This window comes from Leifsonia sp. GW821-FHT13C05 (assembly GCF_058806515.1).
In genome coordinates this window covers 239,526-256,137 of the sequence record NZ_JBXAPT010000005.1, presented here as the reverse complement: position 1 = coordinate 256,137, position 16,612 = coordinate 239,526, and the positions used below count along the sequence as shown (strand labels likewise).

Below are 16,612 nucleotides of genomic sequence, written 5' to 3'. Positions count from 1 at the left end.
TTATGCCTCCGTTGTCCAGGCGACCTTCTGGCCTGGGAGCGGCGCCGGCGCGCGGAGCGGACCTCAGCGCGCCGCGCGGCGCCGCGGCGCGGCCGAGCGGGGAGGGGCCGAGCGCATGTGGTCGCGGACCGCTCCCAGGATGCGTGCGAGCGCTTCGACGTCTGCCCGGGAGAGGGGGTCGTAGAGCAGCTCGTCGAGCACGGCGATGTGGCCGGGGAAGACGCGGGAGAGGGCGTCGCGGCCCGCGTCGGTGATCGTGACGGTGGTGCTGCGTTCGTCGTCGGCCGATGGTGCGCGAGTCACCAGTCCGCGCTCGTCGAGCACCTGTGCCTGGTAGGTGAGGCCGCTGCGGCTATAGACGACGCCGTCGGCGAGGTCGGTCATCCGGTGGCTGCCCGTCGGGGAGTCGCCGAGGCGTGCGAGCAGCTGGAACTGCACGTAGCTGAGGTCGCCGGCTTCGCGCAGCTGCTGTTCGACCGCGTGGCGGAGCAGGCTACTGACCTCGATGAGCGCGAAGTAGGCACCCAGCTCGGTCTGGTCGAGGGAGCGGGGCGATTCGGACATGCGGCAACTGTAACAGTTGCTACGAAGTCAAAGTAGTTGCTACGAACTCGAAGCAGTGCTATCGTCCCTCATGTGCTTCGGATTCGAAGCAATCAACGAGAGGACGATAACCATGAAGGCAGTGCGTTTCCACGAGTTCGGCGGACCGGATGTGCTCCGCTACGAAGAGGCGGACCGGCCCGTCGCCGGAGATGGCCAGGTGCTCATCCGGGTGGCCGGCTCCGCGGTCAACCCCGCGGACAGCGGCATCCGGAGCGGCACGCTGCCCTTCCCGGTGACGCTGCCGCACGTCCCCAGCTACGACGTCTCAGGGACGGTCGAGGAGCTGGGCGGCGGAGTCAGCGGTTTCCGGGTCGGCGACGCGGTCGTCGGGTTCCTCCCGATGGGGGAGGACGGCTCCGCGGCCGAGTATGTCGTGGCGCCGGCGGCCGTGCTCGCTGCGGCTCCCTCGCGGATCCCGCTTCCGGATGCGGCAGCGCTGCCATCGGTGGCGCTCACGGCCTGGCAGGCCCTGTTCGACCTCGCCGACCTCCAGGGCGGTCAGCGTTTGCTGATCGTCGGAGCCGGGGGAGCGGTCGGCGGATACGCCATCCAGCTCGCGAAGCGGGCGGGAGCACACGTGATCGCCACGGCCAGCCCGCGCAGCAGGGCGAGTGTGCTGGCGGCCGGAGCGGACGAGGTGATCGATCACACCGCATCCGGGATCGTCGAGTCGGTCGGCGAGCCCGTCGACGTGCTTCTCAACCTCGCGCCGATCGGCGAGGAGGAGTTCGAGGCGCTCGTTCCGCTGGTGCGCGACGGCGGCATCGTCGTCGCGACGACCGCGTGGATGACCACGCCGGGCGACGACAGCCGGGGTGTCCGCACGGCCGGAGTCTTCGTGGAAGCGAGGGTGGACCAGCTGGCGCAGCTGGTGGCACTCGTCGACAGCGGAGAGCTGACCGTCGAGGTCGCCAAGCGCGTTCCGCTGAGCGAGCTTCCGGAGGTCGCGGCCGGGGACCTTCGCGGGAAGGTCGTCGTGGTTCCGCAGTGACGGGAGAACGGATGGTCAGCGGCGGGCTGGTGACGCCAGCCGCCGCGCCGCCTCCACCACGAAGCGGCGGCGTGCCGCACGCTCATCCTGGTCGTCCGGCCCAGCGCCGGTGATCATCTCGGCCAGCTGAGGCACCGTCTGCCACCACGCCGCCAGTGCGATCAGGGAGAAGACGAGGTGCGCGGGGTCGATCGCCTGGTTGATCAAGCCGTCACGCTGGGCGGCGGCGAAGCGGGCCACCTTCTCGCGGTAGTGCTCCGTGCGCACCTCGGCGTGGGCGGGCGGACCGGCCTGCAGGCCCTCCCACTGCAGCAGACGGCCCAGTTCCGGATGCGCCGAGTGGTAGTCGTAGGTCGCACCGGCGAACTCACCGATGTCGTCCAGCCCGGCCCCGGTGAGGGTGACGGCAGCGGACAGGCGCTCCAGCTCGGTGGTCAGCACCAGGTTCCAGAGGGCCTCCTTGTCGCCGAAGTAGCGGTAGAGCCTCTCCTTGTTGACACCGGACCGGGAGGCGATGGCGGCGACGGTCGTGCCCTCGAAACCGTGTTCGGCGAACTCGACGAGAGCGGCGTCGCGGAGTCGGCGCTGCGTGCCGTCGGTGTCCCATGCCATCCTCACAGAATACCAACTCATGGGTTGGAGATGAGCCGAATGGGGTTAGGATCCAACCACACCGTTGGAGTTGGAAAGGAAGCATCATGACAGACATCGACCGTCTCCCCGACGCGATCAGGCCGCCGGACCCCGGGCTGATCGCGCTGGTCACGGGAGCGAACAGCGGCATCGGACGAGAAACCGCGCGACACCTGATCGGTCTCGGCGTGACCGTCTGGGTCGGAGCACGCGACCTCGGCAAAGGGCAGACGGCCGCCGCCGAACTGGGCCCGTCGGCGCACGCCGTGCAGCTGGATGTGACAGACCCGTCATCGGTCGAGGCGGCTGTGCGCCAGGTCGGGTCAGTGGACATCCTGGTCAACAACGCGGGCGTGAACCCCGGCGGAGAGGACGTCGACGACGCCAGCATCGAGCAGTTCCGCGTCGCGTACGAGACCAACGTGTTCGGCCTCATCGGCGTCACGCAGGCGTTCCTCCCCGCATTGCGTAGGTCGGAGCACCCGCGCATCGTCAACGTGTCCAGCGGAACGGGATCGCTCACCTGGAACAGCGGCCAGAACCCCCAGTTCGACTGGGAACGGGTCAAGGGCGGCGGGATCGCGTACCGGAGCTCGAAGACGGCCGTCAACGCCGTCACGCTGCTCATGGCGCAGGCGCTCGGCGAGAGGGTGAAGGTGAACGCCCTGGCGCCCGGGCTGCGCCGCACCAATCTCGTCGCCGGGATGTCGGTCGGCGGAGACCCGGCGGAGGCTGCCGCGGGAGCCGTGCGGCTCGCACTTCTCCCGGACGACGGCCCGACGGGAGCGCTCTGGTCCTGGGACGGCACCCGCGTTCCCTGGTAGCCGAAGCCCCGGCCAGCACGGCCCCCGTCAGGCACGGCCCCGTCAGGCCGGGGGCACCGCCGACAACCGTGTCGCGACAGCGGCAGCGAACCCGGATGCGACCATCGCCACCTCGAAGCCAGCCACGGCCTCCAGGTGCCTGGCCATGCGCAGCGGACCGGCATCCACGGGGGCGGTGCCGAGCTCGCGGGCGAGCGCGATGACGAGGGCGGCGGCCTCTGCGTCGTCGGACGCGATGAACGTCTGCGGCGGCTCTGCGCCAGCGGGGGACGGGAGGGCGAGGAGTTCGGCGTACACGGTGTTGAACGCCTTGACCACGCGCGCACCGGGAGCGGCATCGGCGATCCGCTCGGCGAGGGACGGGCCGCCGGCGTGGCGGCTCTCCCAGTGCGGGGGATCGAGCGGGTTGCCGAGGTCGATCAGCACCGCGCCGTCGAGCACCTCGCCGAGCCCGGCGACCACGTCGACCGCCACGGGATCGTGCACGGCCACGATGACCACCTCGCAGGCGGCAGCGTCCCGGTATCCGGTGCCGTGCGCATCCCCGCCGACGTCGCGCGCGACGGCGGCGGCGCGCTGCGCGTCCCTGCTGCCGATCACGGCGGTGTGCCCTGCCTCAACGAGGCGGGCGCCGATGGCTCTGGTCATCGGGCCGGTGCCGAGGAGTCCGACGCGCATCCCGGTCACTCCTCGTCCGCGATGACGATCTGCACGCCGGCGGCGCGCAGGCGTTCCAGCTCGGCGGGGTCGGCCGAGCTGTCGGTGATGAGCAGCTCCATCTCGGCGGCGTCGGCGATCTGGGCGAGCGCGACGGTGCCGATCTTCGACCCGTCGGCGACGACGACCGTGCGCTGCGCCTTCGCGACCATCGCCCGGTTGGTCCGTGCCTCCGTCTCGTCGTGCGTCGTGACGCCGGCGGAGGCGCTGACGCCGTCCGCCCCGAGGATGGCGGTGCCGACGTTGACGGCGTTGAAGGTGCTCTCGGCGAGGGCTCCGACGAGTTCGAGGGACTCGGGGCGCAGGAACCCGCCGGTCATGGCGAGCCGCACGCCCGCGTAGCCGGAGAGCAGGTTCGCGATGGTGAGCGAGTTGGTCACCACGGTGATGTCCCGGTGGTTGGCGAGGGCCCTGGCGACGCTCGCGGTCGTGGTGCCGCCGCCCAGCGCGACCACGTGACGCTCGGACGGGAGGCGCCGCAGCATTGCCCGGGCGATGGCACGCTTCGCCTCCTGGAACCGGGTGTCCCGCAGCACGACAGGGAGTTCCCTGCGGCGCTCCAGCGCTGACGCTCCTCCGTGGGTGCGCAGCAGGAGGTTCTGGTCGGCGAGGTCGGAGAGGTCCCTGCGGGCGGTGGCTGCGGAGATCCCGAGCGTGTCGGAGAGTTCGGTCAGGCCGATGGTGCCGTGCTCGGTGACCAGATCCAGGATGGCCACCAGCCGTTCGGCGCGCCGTCCCGTGGTGACGCGGGCGATCAGTGACTCGGTGGTCGGAGGGAGCATGGTCGCCCCTTTCAGCGTCGGCGGTGAAACGATCACTCGTTCTGAGCACTTTATTCGCGATTCGCTCATTCTGTTGCGCAGAGTTGACACAGTACCGCAGGATCGCTCCATGCCACAGATTGTCTTCCTCGGCGCAGGTAGCGTCGTCTTCACCCGCCAGCTGCTCGCCGACCTCTACCGGTTCGACGACCTTCCGACCCTGCGCATCGTGCTCCACGACATCGACGAGGAACGCCTCGAAGTCGCCCGCGGCACAGCAGAGCAGGTCGCGGCCCGCTTCGGCCGCGAGACGGAGATCGTCGCCACGCTGGACCGCCGTGCGGCGCTGGCCGGCGCGGACTTCGTGATCAACATGATCCAGGTGGGCGGCATCGCAGCCACCCGCGTCGACCTCGAAGTCCCCGCGGCGGCCGGACTCCTGCAGACGATCGGCGACACCACCGGCGTCGGCGGGGTCTTCCGTGGCCTGCGCACGTTCCCCGTGCTCTCCGGCATCGCCGCCGACATGACGGAACTGTGCCCGGACGCCTGGTTCCTCAACTACACCAACCCGATGGCCATGAACGTCTGGTGGATGTCCGTGGTCGCCCCCGGCATTAAGACCGTCGGCCTCTGCCACAGCGTCTACTGGACGGTCCACGACCTCTGCGAGCTGATCGGCGTGCCGATGGAGGGCACCCACTACCGCGCGGCCGGCGTGAACCACCAGGCCTGGCTCGTCGAGTGGTCGCGCGACGGGGAAGACCTCTACCCGCTGCTGCGCGCGGCGATCGAGAAGGACCCGGAGCTGCTGCGCCGCGTGCGCGTCGAGATCTTCCGCCGCATCGGCTTCTATCCGACGGAGACGAGCGAGCACTCGTCCGAGTACCTCGACTGGTTCCTGCGGTCGCCGGAGCAGATCGAGCGCTTCCGGCTGCGCCCGCTCGAGTACATCGGCATCTCCGAGGAGAACGTCGCGGAGTTCGAGCACGCGAAGGCGGCGCTGGCCGTCGGAGACGACCTGGAGCTCGAGGAGGGTGCTGCGGAGTACGCGCCGCAGGTCATCCACTCGATCCTCACGGGCACCGAGCGCATCATCCATGCGAACGTCGTGAACCGCGGTCTCATCGACAACCTGCCGGAAGGCGCGGTGGTCGAGGTGCCGAGCCGCGTGGATGCCGACGGCGTGCATCCCCTGCCGTTCGGCGCCATCCCGGTGCAGGGCGCAGCGCTCAACCGTACATACCTCTCCGTCGCCGAGCTGGCGATCGAGGCGGCGAAGACGGGCGACCCCGAACTGGTCCGCCGTGCCGTGCTGACCGACCCGAACGCGTCGTCGTCGCTGACCCCCGAGCAGATCTGGGAGCTCTGCGACGAGCTCACCGCGCGCCACGCATCCTTCCTCCCTGTCGCTCTCGGCGGCACATTGGAAACCTCCCTGTAACAAACAATCACAACGAGTGAGCGATATGCGCATTGTGATTGTCAATCGCTCACTTGCCATCAAGGATGAAGCCAGCGCGCACCGTCGCGCAGCACCACCCATGACCCACAGGAGCAACTCGTGTCACTGACGTCCGTCGAAATCGCCAGCCAGCCGGCCATCTGGCGGGAGGCCATCGAGAGCAGGTCCGCCGTCGCGGACGAGCTGCTCGCCCTGCCGGGCTCGCGGGTCCTCGTGCTCGGCTGCGGCACCAGCGCCTTCCTCGCGGAGTCGTACGCCGCGCTGCGTGAGCGCGCCGGGCTCGGTGTGACGGACGCCGCGTACGCGTCGGAGCCGTGGCCGTGGCGCGACTACGACGCGGTCGTGCTGCTCAGCCGCTCGGGCACGACCACCGAGGTGATCGAGGCGCTGGACATCATCCCCGAGGGCGTGCGCACCATCGCCGTGACCGGCGTGGCGGACTCACCCCTCGCGGCCAGGGTCGACGATGTGTTGCTGCTCGACTTCGCCGACGAGAAGTCGGTCGTGCAGACGCGCTTCCCCACCACCTTCCTCCTGCTCGCGCGGCACGCGCTCGGCGAGGACGTCTCCGGCCTGCCGGACGAGGTGGATGCGCGCCTCGCCGCCCCGCTCGGCATCGAGACCGGCGCCCTCTCCCACTTCGTCTACCTCGGCAGCGGCTGGACGTACGGGCTCGCCCAGGAGGCAGCTCTGAAGATCAGGGAGGCCGCGCAGGCCTGGTCGGAGTCGTACCCGGCGCTCGACTACCGGCACGGACCGCTCGCGGTGGCCGACGAGCGCTCGATCGTCTGGATCCTCGGGGATGCGGAGCCGAGCCTGGTGGCCGACATCGAGCGCACCGGCGCCCTGGTCCGCACGTCCACGGGCGACCCGCTCGTCGAGCTCGCAGACGCACAGCGCCTCGCCGTCGCGATCGCCGAGCAGCGCGGACTCGACCCGGACAACCCGCGCCTCCTGACGCGCTCCATCGTGCTGGGCTGACAGAGCGTCCCCAGACCCGAACATCCCGAACAGCAGAACTCGAGAAGAGGAACCGACGATGATTGCTCCACTCACGAAGCGGATACTCCGCACCACCGGCATCCTGGCGGCGGCAGCAGTGGTGACCGCTCTGGCCGGATGCAGTGGCTCGCAGGGAGCGACCACTCTCGACACCAAGGCCAAGGTGACCATCCAGGTGTGGTCCGGTCAGTCCGACGCCGCGGAGAAGATCGTCGAGTCGCTGGCGAAGGAGTTCGAGAAGCTCCACCCGAACGTCAACGTGGACCTCTCGCCCGGCGCGTCGTCGACCGACCAGCTGCTGCAGAAGCTGTCCGCCGGATTCGCGGGCGACCAGTATCCGGACATGTCTTACGCGTTCGGCTCGTGGGCCGGCCAGCTCGAATCGTCCGGGCGCACGCTCGACATCTCCGCCGAGGTGAAGAAGCCGGACGTGAAGTGGGACGAGTTCACCGAGGCCGCTCGCGGCACGGCGCAGCCCAGCGGCAAGAAGGTCATCGGGTTCCCCGCGGTCGTCGACAACATCGGGCTGCTCTACAACAAGACCCTGTTCGACAAGGCGGGGATGGCCTATCCGACCAAGGACTGGACCTGGGACGACTTCCGCGCCGCGGCGAAGAAGCTCACCGACCCCGCGAACCACGTCTACGGCTACGGATACTCCGTCTCCGGCAGCGAGGAGACGACCTGGCAGTTCTGGCCGCACCTGTGGCAGAACGGCGGCAGCATCCTGAACGACGCGGGCACGAAATCGGAGTTCGCGTCATCCGCCGGTGTCGACGCGCTCACCTTCCTGCAGTCGATGGCCGTCGACGACAAGAGCGTCTACCTCGACCAGACGGACACCAAGTTCGGGCAGCTCTTCACGAGCGACCGCATCGGGATGATCACCTCCGGCCCGTGGCAGCTCTCCGACCTGAAGACCGGCGGCACCAAGTACGGCGTGGTGCAGCTGCCCGGCACGGACGGCGACCACCAGACCGTGTCCGGCCCGGACATCTGGGCCCTGTTCGACCACAAGGACAAGAACCGCGCATACTGGGCGACCCAGTTCGCGCAGTGGCTCACCTCCGCCGAGCAGGACGAGCGCTTCAACGTGGCCCTCGGCAACCTGCCGCTCCGCTCCTCCGAGGCCGACTCGGATGCCGTGAAGAAGGAAGCGGCCGCCTTCCCCGGCTACGAGGTCTTCGTCGCCAACTCGGCGAACGTGAAGAACACGCGCCCCACCTCCACGGGCTACGCGGCGCTCTCCGTGGCCATCGGCAAGTCGATCTCCAGCGTGCTGCAGGGCGACGGCGAACCCAAGAGCGCCCTCGAACAGGCTGCGAAGACCGCCGACCAGGCGCTGAACAAGAAGTAGCGGGGTCTCGTTCATGACAGACAGCACCGCACGAACGCTCGGCCGGCCGGGCGCGTCCTCCGACGCGACCCGGCCGCGCCGGGCCAAGCGCCCTGGATTCGCCGCCTCGCTCACCGGCTGGGGGTTCGTCGCCCCCGCGACGATCATCATCCTCGGCCTCTCCATCTTCCCCGCGCTGTGGGCGTTCGTCCTGTCCTTCCAGAGCTGGGACGGCTTCAGCGAGGCCACCTGGGTCGGCGGCGAGAACTACGCGAACCTGGTGACGGACGCCGACTTCGGCAACTCCGTCCTCAACACGCTCGGATTCACGCTGCTGTTCGTGCCGGCCTCGGTGCTGCTCGGCCTGTTCCTCGCCGTCGCGCTCAACCGCCGAATCCGGTGGATGGGGTTCTACCGCACCGCGATCTTCGTCCCGTTCGTCGCATCGGCGGCGTCCACCGGCATCCTCTCCACCTACCTGTTCAGCCCGCAGTTCGGACTGGTCAACAACATCCTGAGGGTGCTGCACCTGCCGCAGCAGGGCTGGCTCGACGACCCGCACCAGGCCATGCTCGTGATCGCGATCATGTCGCTCTGGGGTTCCGCGGCGTTCACCACCGTGATCTACCTGGCCGCGCTGCAGGATGTGCCTGCCGACCTCATCGAGGCGGCGCGCATCGACGGCGCGAACCCGTGGCAGACGTTCTGGCGCATCGTCTGGCCGCAGCTGGCCCCCGTGACGGTGTTCGTCTGCATCTGGCAGACCATCCAGGCCATCCAGCTGTTCGACCTGGTGTACACCACCACGCGCGGCGGGCCGCTGGATGCGACGAGGACGATCGTCTACTTCCTGTACGACAAGGCGTTCCACGCCCTGCAGTTCGGCTACGGCTCGGCCGCCGCGTACGTGCTGTTCGCGGCCACCCTGCTCATCACGATCGGTGTCGTGATCTTCCAGCGGCGCCGCGGTTCGGAGGCGTTCTGATGGCGACGATTCTCGACGAGGTCTCCCAGGCCTCCGACCAGGTGGCGAGGGATACCACGCGCGGCGCAGGCAAGCGCACGAAGATGAGCGGGTGGCACTTCGTGCTGTTCCCGATCGCGATCCTGTTCCTGGTGCCGTTCCTGCAGATGGCGCTAGCGTCGTTCTCCCCGGCCAAAGAGCTGGTGGCGTTCCCTCCGCCGTTCGTGCCGTCGCACTTCACCATCGACGGCTACGTGAAGCTGTTCGGCCAGACGGACATCCTGCTCTGGCTCGGCAACACGGTGATCGTGTCCGCGACCGCGATCGTCTCCAACATCGTGCTCTGCTCGCTGGCCGGATACGGCTTCGCCCGGCTGAAGTTCGCCGGGCGCAACTTCGGCTTCCTGATGATCCTCGCGACCATCATGATCCCGACGCAGCTGCTGATGATCCCCACCTACATCCTGTTCGCCAAGCTCGGACTCCTGAACGGGCTCGGCGCGGCGATCGTGCCGTGGCTGGCGACCGCGTTCGGGATCTTCCTGATGCGGCAGTTCTTCCTCAGCCTGCCCGCCGAGCTGGAGGAGGCGGGAGCCATCGACGGCTGCAACCGCTGGCAGATCTTCTTCAGGATCGTGCTGCCGCTCGCCCGTCCAGCGCTCGCCACGCTCGCGATCTTCACCCTGCTCGGCGCTTGGAACGACCTGGTCTGGCCGCTCATCGCGATCAACAGCCAGTCGTCGTTCACCCTGCAGCTGGGCATCGCGAACTTCCAGGGAGCGCACCAGACGGACTGGAGCCTGATCATGGCGGGCAACGTGATCGCCACGCTGCCGCTGATCCTGTTCTTCCTGTTCGCGCAGCGCCAGTTCATCGCGACCATGACGTTCTCCGGGCTGAAAGGGTGAGCGCCGGGCATCCACCGGTCGATGTGCTCGTGGTGGGGGACGCCAACCCCGACCTGCTGCTCACCGGCGACACGGTTCCCCGCTTCGGCCAGGCGGAGCAGCTGCTCGACTCCGCCGACCTGCTGCTCGGCGGCAGCGCGGCGATCGTGGCCTGCGGGCTGGCGAGACTCGGGATGCGCACGGCACTCGCCGCGGTGGTCGGCGACGACCAGTTCGGCGCGTTCGTGCGCGATCGGCTGCGCGAGGCCGGCGTGGGCGACACGGCCGTCGCGACGGATCCCGCCGTGCCGACCGGGCTGTCCGTCGTGCTCTCCGAGCCGGGCGACCGGGCGATCCTGACGCTTCCGGGCACCATCCCGTCGCTCACTCCGGAGGCGGTCCTTGCCGCGGTCGCCGCGCTGCGCCCACGCCACGTGCACGTCGCGTCGTACTTCCTGCAGCCGGGCCTCGCCGCCCAGCTGCCCGCCCTGCTCGACGACCTCGCGGCGCAGGGCATCACGGCCAGCATCGACACGAACTGGGACCCGGCGGAGAACTGGCACGGACTCGCGGACGTGCTCAGCCGCGTCGCGGTCTTCCTGCCCAACCGCGAGGAAGCACTCGCGATCGGCTCGGCCGTGCTGGGGCATCCGGTTACCGACCTGGGCGTCGCGGCCTCCGGGCTGTCCGCGCTCGGCTGCCGGGTGGTGGTGAAGGCCGGAGCGGACGGCGGGATCGCGTTCGACGACGGCGAGGAGTCCGCGACCGCTCCCGGACTCGTGGTGGAGGTCTCCGACACGACGGGGGCGGGCGACAGCTTCGACGCCGGCTACCTCGCGGCCATGCTCGGAGGAATCGCGACCGAGGAGGAGCGACTGCGCTGGGCCGCTGCCGCCGGATCGCTGTCCGTGCGCGGGCGCGGAGGGACGGGCGCGCAGGCGACCGCCGCTGAACTACGGGCGGCGCTCGGCTGAGAGACCCCCACCGCTATGCTCTGGCCATGCGCGCTGAGGATTGGGTGGGGGAGCTGCAGGAACTCGGGAAGCCGGAATGGCCCCGATACCTCGAGGAGCATTCGGGTCTTCCCGGTCCCCGCGCCAACCTTCCGCTGGCGGATGCGGTGGCGAAGGTCGCCGACCGGGAGGCGGTGGAGGTGCTCCTCGCGTCCGGCGGCGAGTATCCGGTGATGTGCGCGGCCGCCGCGCTGGGAGCGCGGGCAGACGACCCGGCCGACGAGAAGGCGGCGCGCGAGCTGGCGGCGGACGAGCGGTGGCGGGTGCGCGAGGGGGTCGCGATCGGCCTGCAGCACCTGGGCGACCGGGCGCTGCCGGAGCTGATCGCGATCGTGCGGCGGTGGGTGGAGGACGGTGACCCGCTGGTGCAGCGCGCAGCGGTCGCCGCGCTGTGCGAACCGAGACTGCTGCGCGCACCGGAGGCGGCGGCCGCCGCCGTCGACGCCTGCCGCACCGCGACGGCCCGCCTCGCCGCCCTGCCGGACGACCGTCGCAAGCAACCGGATGCGCGGACCCTGCGGCAGGCGCTCGGCTACTGCTGGAGCGTCGCGGTCGCCGCCGACCCCGGAGCGGGCATCCCCGCTTTCATCGCCCTGGACACCGCACAGCCGGACATCGCGTGGATCGCGGCGGAGAACCGGAAGAAGAAGCGGCTCGCGTCCCTACTGTCGTCCGCCGCTTCGACCGGTCACTGACCGCGGCCGCGCACCAGCGCCTCCGCGCCGCTCTCGAACCAGGCGCCCGCCGCCGGGCCGCCGTTGCACTGGCCGTCGCTCGTGCCCGGATGTTTCACCCAGAGCAGGGCGTCGAGTTTGGACGTCGGGGATTGCGTGATCTGCGGGTTCTGGCCGAGGGCTGCGCCCGGAGGGTTGCACCAGCCGCCCGTCCAGCCGTTGCCGTTCCGGGAGACGTCGATGACGAAGTGCTTCCAGCCGACCCTCGACGACAGTTTGCCCGCATACGTGCGCTCGGACTGCGTCGTGTCGAAATTGGAGACGTTCGTGAAGAAGCCGGTCGCCTGCGCGATGCCGGCCGAGGTGAGGTATCCCGCCTGCACATCCGGGGTCAGCCAGCGGGCGTTTCCGCCGTCCAGGTAGGTGCTCAGCCCGGCGGCGGCCAGAATCCCGACAGCCGAACGGATGAGGGGCAGCCTCACGTCGGCGACCCCGGCGCATTTCGCGCTCGGCAGCATGGAGAGTGAGTCCGGCTCGATCAGGACGACCGCCCTGCTTCCGCTGAGCGCTGCCGCAACCCGGCGGTTCCAGTCGAGATAGGTCGCCGGCGTGAGGCCACCCGCGGAGTAGCCTCCGCAGTCGCGATCGGGCACGGCGTATGTGACGAACACCGGGGTCGCCCCCTGCGCGGCCGCGGCCTTCAGATGCCGCTGGATCACGGTGTCCAGCATGGCCGGGCTGTACCACTCACCCAGCCAGACGGCCGTCGGCTGGCTCGCGATCTGCTCGATCATGGCGGCGGTGGCGGTATCGCCGGAGGCCGTCAACCGATCGGCCACCCGGCGGGCGTCGCTGTACGGGTCGAGGTAGAGCCGCTTCCCGAACGCAGCGGTTGCGGCGGACGGGGAGGGAGACGGCGTCGGTGCAGCGGTCGGCGACGGAGAGGCCGATGCCGTCGACGCCGTGGCCGCGCGGGGCGCCGACGGTGTCGCGAGTGTCGTCGCCAGCGCGGCCGCAGCGACGACGGCTCCGAGGAGGATCCCGATCGCTGTGCGCATACCGGGAACTATCGGCCGCATCCCGCGACCGGTCACACGTTTCCGCTGACGGGCCAGGATCGGTCACCGCGCCCGGCGGCGACGGACGAGGCCGAACACGATCAGGGCCAGCCCCACGACCAGCAGGATCGGGCCGACGGTTCCCCAGAGCGGCGACCCGCTCATCGCCGAACCGCGCAGCACGTTGAGCCCCTGCAGTGTCCACACCAGTCCGACGATGCCCAGGATCGCGCCAGGCACGACGAACGGCCAACTGCGTTTCATGAGGCAACTGTAGACCGGGCGAGACCGTGTGTCAGCGGTCTCGCCCGGTCCGCCGTCCCGCTCAGCCGCCGAGCGCGCCCAGCACATCCAGTTCCGCCAGGCGGGCCGGGTCGGCCAGCACGTCGAGGCCGACGATGTGGTCCCCGACGATGTCGAACGCCATGATCGAGGCGACCACGCCGTTCAGCACGGCGGCGACGCCCGGTCGGCCGCCGATCACGATCGGCGTGGAGTGCGCGGCGAGGCGGCCGGAGAGCACGGCCTGCTCCGCGATGGACTGCGCGCCCTCGACGAGCTGCGTGCTGGTTCCGTAGTCGGCGCGGAGCACCGCTCCCGTGTCGAGCAGGGAGAGCAGCGCGGTGAGGTCGCCGGTGCTGGCGGCCGTGAGCCACGCATCCACCACCTGCCGCGTACGCCCGCGTTCCGGATGCGCAGGCTCCTCCGCACCGCGCACGCGGCGCCGTGCCCGGGAGGCGAGCTGTCTCGCGGCGGCGGGCGTCTTGTCGAGCACCGTCGCGATCTCATCGAACGACTGGCCGAAGACGTCGTGCAGCACCAGGGCGATGCGCTCGGCGGGCGACAGCGTTTCCAGCAGGACCAGCAGCGCGGTGCTGATGCGGTCGCTCTCCTCCGCCAGCTCCGCGGGGTCGAGCTCGACGGCGACGGGCTCGTCCCGCCACGGTTCGACCTGCCAGGAGCGTTCGCGCAGGCGGCGCGGGGCGCGCAGCATGTCGAGGCTCACCCGGGAGACCACTGTGGTCAGCCAGGCCTCCAGATTGTCGATGCCTGCGACGTCCGTGCGTGCGAGTCTGAGCCAGGTCTCCTGCACGGCATCGTCGGCGTCTGCGTCGGAGCCGAGCAGGCGGATCGCGATGGCTTTCAGCCGCCGCCGCTGCGTCTCGAATCGCCTCGCCAGGAATTTCTGGTCGGTCATGTCACATCTCCTCGGTCGTGATCGTCGGTATGTCGACGAGGGATCGCCCTCGGATGTGACATGAAAGGCAGACATCCATGAATGCTCCCCTGCTCGTGACGGGCGGCACCGGCACCATCGGCAGCCGCGTCGTCCCCCTGCTCAACGCCGCCGGTCACGAGGTGCGGGTGCTCTCCCGCCACCCGCGCACCGACGAGCCAGGAGTCCAGCATGTCGAAGCGGACACCGTCGGCGGCGCCGGACTCGCCGCGGCGTTCGACGGCGTCGAGGTGGTGTTGCACCTCGCAGGAGGCGCGAAGGGCGACGACGTCGCAGCGCGCAACGTGGCGACCGCCGCCCGGGATGCGGGAGTGCGGCACCTGCTCCTCATCTCGGTGGTCGGCGCCGACCGGATGCCGATCGGATACTTCCGCGCCAAGGCGGAAGCCGAGCGGATCATCGCCGGCTCCGCCGTGCCGTGGACGGTGCTGCGCGCGGCGCAGCTGCACGACTTCGTGCTCCCCGTGGTGCGGGGGATGGCGAAGCTGCCGCTGCTCCCTTCCCCCGGCGGTCTGCGGTTCGAGCCCGTCGATGTCGATGCGGTCGCCGGCCGCCTCGCCGAACTCGCGCTCGCAGAGCCGGCCGGACGCGTCGCCGACATCGCTGGGCCGGAGGTGCTCGACATCCGTCAGCTGGCGGAGGCGTACGCCGCGGCGAACGGCCGGAAGACCCGGGCGCGCCTGCCCATCCGCATCCCCGGGGCGGTCGGTCGCGCATACCGGGCAGGCGAGAACCTGGCGGGCGACGGCGCGCTGCGCGGAGGGCGCACCTGGCGCGATTACCTGGAAGAGCTCGCCGCGACGGCCGCGCCGGTGCCATCATGACCACATGCCCGGATATGTCGCACTGCTCCGCGGGATCAACGTCGGCGGCACGAACCCGGTCGCGATGGATGCGCTCGCCGCGAGCTTCCGCGAGGCCGGATACGAGGACGTGCGCACGCACATCCAGAGCGGCAACGTGTTGTTCTCGACCGACGTGAGCGCCGCGTCTGGTGGGCCTGCCCTCGAGGCGGCGCTGGAGTCGATGCTGCAGGAGCGGTTCGGCACGGAGATCCCTGTGATCCTCCGGTCGAGGGACGAGCTGGCGGCGATCGTCGCCGATGCCCCTCCCGGGCACGGCTCCGCCGACCTGCGCAGCGACGTCTACTTCCTCAAGCATCCACTGACCGCCGACGAGGTGATGGCGGAGCTTCCCGAACTGCGGGAGGGCGTCGACACCATGACGCCCGGCTCCGGCGTCCTCTACTTCTCGCGCGTCAAGGCGCAGGCGACCAAGACCCGCGTCCAGCGGCTCCTGGCCATGCCGGTGTTCAAGCGGATGACCGTGCGCACCTGGGGCACCACCACCCGGCTCCTCACGCTGCTGGACGCCCCGCCATCCTGATCGAGGACCACCCCCTCACGCACGGGACTCCTGCACGTCGCGCGCTTTGAGGGAGGTGTACCGCGTCACCGGATGCGTGCCCAGCACCACCTTTCCTCTCGCGTGCAGGTGCTGCAGGTCCGCGTATGCGTCCGCGATGGCCTCCAGCGGATAGAACCCGGAGATGAGGAGGGTGAAGGCGCGGTCGGCCGCGTACTGCGCGAGCCGCTGCAGCTGGCGGGTGCCGTGCTCGACCGCCTCCTGGTCGTCGCCGAGCAGCCGCAGCTCGGTGTCGCGCCGCTCGTCGCTCGACCGGTAGCGCGCGGCAGGGACGCCGAGGAGGTTCGCGAGGTCGCGGCCGTCCTGACCGAAGTTGTCGACGAAGCAGGTGACCTGCGCTCCGCGCGCCGCCTCGTGGATGCGGTCCTGGATGTCTGGTCCGTACCGCACCGGTGTGATGCCGAGCTGACGGAGGTAGTCGAAGTTCCGGTCACCGCAGGTCCCGATGACGCGCGCGCCCGCACGTTTGGCGAGCTGGGCCTCCACGCTCCCGACCGCTCCGGCCGCCGCCGAGATGACGATCACGTCCCCTCGCCCGACGCGGAGTTCGTCCAAGGTGTCCAGCGCCGTGGCGCCGGACAGGTACAGCCCGCCGGCCGCCTCCCAGCCGACGCCCTTGGGCTTGGGGACCAGGGCTGCGACCGGCACGACCAGGTAGGTGGCGTGCGCTCCCGTCCGCACGTGCCCGATCACTTCGGACCCGACGGGGAACCCGGCGGTGTCCGGTCCGGCCTCCACCACGATCCCGGCGAAGTCGCTCCCCGATTTCCGCGGGAACGGCTCGTCCCACTCGGTCTCCGTGCCGCTCCGGATGAAGCCGTCGATGTGGCTGATGCCGGATGCGATGACTTCGACCATCACCTCCCCGGCTCCGGGCGGCGAGAGGGGGCGCCTCCGCAACTGCAGCTCGCTCGCGTCGCCGTTGCGGTCGTACTCCACGACCAGCGCTTCCGTATGCTTCTTCGACATGATCGCCTCGCTAGATCGGCTTTTAACTAGCTTAGCTAGATAACTCCCCG

At 70.1% G+C, this 16,612-nt stretch carries 19 protein-coding genes; 11 read left to right on the top strand and 8 right to left on the bottom strand.

Annotated elements, in window-relative coordinates; all coding sequences use genetic code 11:
• Positions 1-63: 63 nt before the first annotated feature.
• Positions 64-564: a MarR family winged helix-turn-helix transcriptional regulator gene (locus AC1ROC_RS15240; RefSeq protein WP_493001166.1), complete on the bottom strand. Its 501-nt coding sequence runs from the start codon at positions 562-564 to the stop codon at positions 64-66.
• A 112-nt stretch (positions 565-676) separates the two neighbouring features.
• On the opposite strand from AC1ROC_RS15240, the gene AC1ROC_RS15235 reads away from it, so the two are divergent.
• Entirely contained in the window at positions 677-1,597 is a 921-nt protein-coding gene (locus tag AC1ROC_RS15235) for an NADP-dependent oxidoreductase (protein WP_493001164.1), read from the top strand.
• A 15-nt stretch (positions 1,598-1,612) separates the two neighbouring features.
• Here AC1ROC_RS15235 and AC1ROC_RS15230 read toward each other — a convergent pair whose 3' ends face one another.
• Positions 1,613-2,209, bottom strand: coding sequence for a TetR/AcrR family transcriptional regulator (locus AC1ROC_RS15230; protein WP_493001162.1), 597 nt, complete (start codon positions 2,207-2,209; stop codon positions 1,613-1,615).
• Positions 2,210-2,295: 86 nt separating this feature from the next.
• On the opposite strand from AC1ROC_RS15230, the gene AC1ROC_RS15225 reads away from it, so the two are divergent.
• Positions 2,296-3,054 (top strand): SDR family NAD(P)-dependent oxidoreductase, encoded by a 759-nt coding sequence (locus AC1ROC_RS15225; RefSeq protein ID WP_493001160.1) that lies wholly within the window; start codon positions 2,296-2,298, stop codon positions 3,052-3,054.
• A gap of 42 nt (positions 3,055-3,096) precedes the next feature.
• Here AC1ROC_RS15225 and AC1ROC_RS15220 read toward each other — a convergent pair whose 3' ends face one another.
• Positions 3,097-3,732 carry an NADPH-dependent F420 reductase gene (locus AC1ROC_RS15220; RefSeq protein WP_493001158.1) on the bottom strand — a complete coding sequence of 212 codons (636 nt, stop codon included), beginning with the start codon at positions 3,730-3,732 and terminating at the stop codon, positions 3,097-3,099.
• 5 nt (positions 3,733-3,737) lie between these two features.
• Entirely contained in the window at positions 3,738-4,553 is an 816-nt protein-coding gene (locus AC1ROC_RS15215; RefSeq protein ID WP_085369939.1) for a DeoR/GlpR family DNA-binding transcription regulator, read from the bottom strand.
• 109 nt (positions 4,554-4,662) lie between these two features.
• Here AC1ROC_RS15215 and melA point away from each other — a divergent pair, with 109 nt between their 5' ends.
• From melA to AC1ROC_RS15180, 7 genes are all read left to right on the top strand, one after another.
• The gene (gene melA / locus AC1ROC_RS15210; protein ID WP_434951150.1) at positions 4,663-5,976 is read left to right on the top strand and encodes an alpha-galactosidase; all 1,314 of its coding nucleotides are present in this window, start codon (positions 4,663-4,665) and stop codon (positions 5,974-5,976) included.
• A gap of 120 nt (positions 5,977-6,096) precedes the next feature.
• The gene (locus AC1ROC_RS15205; RefSeq protein WP_085369917.1) at positions 6,097-6,978 is read left to right on the top strand and encodes an SIS domain-containing protein; all 882 of its coding nucleotides are present in this window, start codon (positions 6,097-6,099) and stop codon (positions 6,976-6,978) included.
• 58 nt (positions 6,979-7,036) lie between these two features.
• Positions 7,037-8,356 (top strand): ABC transporter substrate-binding protein, encoded by a 1,320-nt coding sequence (locus AC1ROC_RS15200; RefSeq protein ID WP_168688461.1) that lies wholly within the window; start codon positions 7,037-7,039, stop codon positions 8,354-8,356.
• Between the two features lie 13 nt (positions 8,357-8,369).
• Positions 8,370-9,320: a carbohydrate ABC transporter permease gene (locus AC1ROC_RS15195; protein ID WP_168688462.1), complete on the top strand. Its 951-nt coding sequence runs from the start codon at positions 8,370-8,372 to the stop codon at positions 9,318-9,320.
• On the top strand, positions 9,320-10,207 hold the full coding sequence (locus AC1ROC_RS15190; RefSeq protein ID WP_493001154.1) for a carbohydrate ABC transporter permease: 888 nt from the start codon (positions 9,320-9,322) through the stop codon (positions 10,205-10,207). Before AC1ROC_RS15195 ends, AC1ROC_RS15190 begins: the two co-directional genes overlap by 1 nt.
• Complete coding sequence (locus tag AC1ROC_RS15185; RefSeq protein WP_493001152.1) at positions 10,204-11,160, top strand: carbohydrate kinase family protein; 957 nt, start codon at positions 10,204-10,206, stop codon at positions 11,158-11,160. Before AC1ROC_RS15190 ends, AC1ROC_RS15185 begins: the two co-directional genes overlap by 4 nt.
• 26 nt (positions 11,161-11,186) lie before the next feature.
• A complete protein-coding gene (locus AC1ROC_RS15180) occupies positions 11,187-11,894 on the top strand; it encodes a HEAT repeat domain-containing protein (RefSeq protein WP_493001150.1) in 708 nt (235 codons plus the stop codon).
• Here AC1ROC_RS15180 and AC1ROC_RS15175 read toward each other — a convergent pair.
• The 3 genes from AC1ROC_RS15175 to AC1ROC_RS15165 all read right to left on the bottom strand — a co-directional run bounded on the left by AC1ROC_RS15175 (position 11,888) and on the right by AC1ROC_RS15165 (position 14,129).
• Entirely contained in the window at positions 11,888-12,931 is a 1,044-nt protein-coding gene (locus AC1ROC_RS15175) for a glycoside hydrolase family 6 protein (protein ID WP_493001148.1), read from the bottom strand. The two genes, AC1ROC_RS15180 and AC1ROC_RS15175, sit on opposite strands and share 7 nt — an antisense overlap.
• Before the next feature lie 63 nt (positions 12,932-12,994).
• Positions 12,995-13,195: a hypothetical protein gene (locus tag AC1ROC_RS15170; RefSeq protein WP_085369910.1), complete on the bottom strand. Its 201-nt coding sequence runs from the start codon at positions 13,193-13,195 to the stop codon at positions 12,995-12,997.
• A 61-nt stretch (positions 13,196-13,256) separates the two neighbouring features.
• On the bottom strand, positions 13,257-14,129 hold the full coding sequence (locus tag AC1ROC_RS15165; RefSeq protein ID WP_493001146.1) for a sigma-70 family RNA polymerase sigma factor: 873 nt from the start codon (positions 14,127-14,129) through the stop codon (positions 13,257-13,259).
• A 77-nt stretch (positions 14,130-14,206) separates the two neighbouring features.
• Between AC1ROC_RS15165 and AC1ROC_RS15160 the strand changes: the two genes are divergently transcribed.
• Both AC1ROC_RS15160 and AC1ROC_RS15155 read left to right on the top strand, forming a co-directional pair.
• Positions 14,207-14,992: an SDR family oxidoreductase gene (locus AC1ROC_RS15160; RefSeq protein ID WP_493001144.1), complete on the top strand. Its 786-nt coding sequence runs from the start codon at positions 14,207-14,209 to the stop codon at positions 14,990-14,992.
• Between the two features lie 4 nt (positions 14,993-14,996).
• Entirely contained in the window at positions 14,997-15,554 is a 558-nt protein-coding gene (locus tag AC1ROC_RS15155) for a DUF1697 domain-containing protein (protein ID WP_493001142.1), read from the top strand.
• A 15-nt stretch (positions 15,555-15,569) separates the two neighbouring features.
• On the opposite strand, the gene AC1ROC_RS15150 is transcribed toward AC1ROC_RS15155, so the two are convergent.
• Positions 15,570-16,562, bottom strand: coding sequence for an NADP-dependent oxidoreductase (locus AC1ROC_RS15150; RefSeq protein ID WP_493001140.1), 993 nt, complete (start codon positions 16,560-16,562; stop codon positions 15,570-15,572).
• Positions 16,563-16,612: the final 50 nt, after the last annotated feature.